The sequence below is a fragment of the Streptomyces sindenensis genome, assembly GCF_014649035.1.
Taxonomy (GTDB): Bacteria; Actinomycetota; Actinomycetes; order Streptomycetales; family Streptomycetaceae; genus Streptomyces; species Streptomyces sindenensis.
In genome coordinates this window covers 1-1,446 of sequence record NZ_BMSG01000078.1, presented here as the reverse complement: position 1 = coordinate 1,446, position 1,446 = coordinate 1, and the positions used below count along the sequence as shown (strand labels likewise).

Annotated in this window: 1 protein-coding gene; it reads right to left on the bottom strand. The window is 66.9% G+C overall.

The window, feature by feature from the left end:
* Positions 1 to 1,381, bottom strand: a 1,381-nt coding sequence (locus tag IE145_RS33090; RefSeq protein WP_229826031.1) for a beta-ketoacyl synthase N-terminal-like domain-containing protein, incomplete at its 3' end; no start/stop codon positions are given.
* Between the last annotated feature and the right edge of the window lie 65 nt (positions 1,382 to 1,446).

The following is a 1,446-nucleotide window of genomic DNA, read 5'->3' as shown; positions in this document are numbered from 1 at the left end:
ACATCCCCGCACCCGCCATAGCGTCATAACTACCCGGGTAAGACAGAATGTTCGCCCCCGCCACAATCGCCGTATCACAGTCCCCGTAACGAAGACTCAGACACGCCTCATGCAAAGCCACCAGACCCGACGAACAAGAAGTATTGATCGCCATACTCGGACCCGAAAGATTCAGGAAATACGCCAACCGCGACGCGAGAATCGACGTCGCATTGGAGGTGACGCTGCCCTTTCCTTCGGTGAGCAGGACGTAGTCCCCCTCTTCGACGCCGACGAAGACCCCCACCTTCTCCTTGGCGAGGCGTTCCGGTCCGTAGGCGGCGTCCTCCAGGGCGCGCCACATCTCCTGAAGCAGCAACCGCTGCCTCGGATCCATCAGCTCGGCCTCACGCGGCGAGATCTCGAAGAACAACGGATCGAACTCCGCCACCCCCGGCATCTCCCCCATCGGACGCTCCGGACCCCAAGCCGGCGACCGCTCGGACGACACCTCACCCACCACACTCCGGCCCTCGGCCAGAATGTCCCACAACTCCGACACCGTCCGAGCACCCGGGAACCGACCACTCATCCCCACGATCCCCACCGGCTCCACACCCGCCGGCACCCCCAGACCCCGCGACCGACGCACGAGCGACCCGGCACGCTTCACCCGACGCCGCCCGGACACCACCGCCGGAACCACCGCCGACGCCCCCGCAGCACCACCCTCCTGATAGAACGCACCCAGCACATCGCCGTACACATCCAGGAGATGACCACCCAGACTCACCAACGTCGGATGACTGAAGAAGACATCCGGCGTCAACTCGACACCCAGCCGCTCGCCCAGCACACCCGCGAACTCGACCAGACTGATCGAATCAAAACCGTAGTCCTGAAGATTGGCGCCCTCGTCCAGCTTGGCCACCGGCAGCTTCAGCAACTGCGAAACGGCGTCCTTCAGTTCCCACTCCAGGCACTCCGCCACCGAGAGGCCGACCATCTCGACCCGCCGCCCGGGCCCCGCGGCCGCACCGGCCGCACCGTCCGGCGCCTGCTCGGCACTCTCCGCGGTCCCGGTGTTCTCGAAGAACTCGTCCTCGTCCTCGTACTCCTCGTACTCCTCGACCAGTTCGGCGTCCGCGCCCGCTCCGAGGGTGCCGCCGCCGACCGGTGAGAGGAGGCGTCGGGTCAGATCCGCCGAGGAGGGCCAGTAGGTCTCCTGCTCGAAGGGGTACGGAGGCAGGCTGATGCGTGCCGGCGGCTGGTCGATGAGGAGCTGGAACTGGGGGGCATAGCCCTGGCAGTACAGATCGCCGAGGGCGAGCAGCGTCTCCTGGTAGCGGGCCGGGTCGGCCTGCCGGCCCCGCAGAGCCTCCTCGACCAGATCCCGCAGCATCGCGTTGGGGGTGAAGTCGCGGGTGACGACGCCCCGGTGGACCTTGCGCGGCTTCTCGCCCCGCG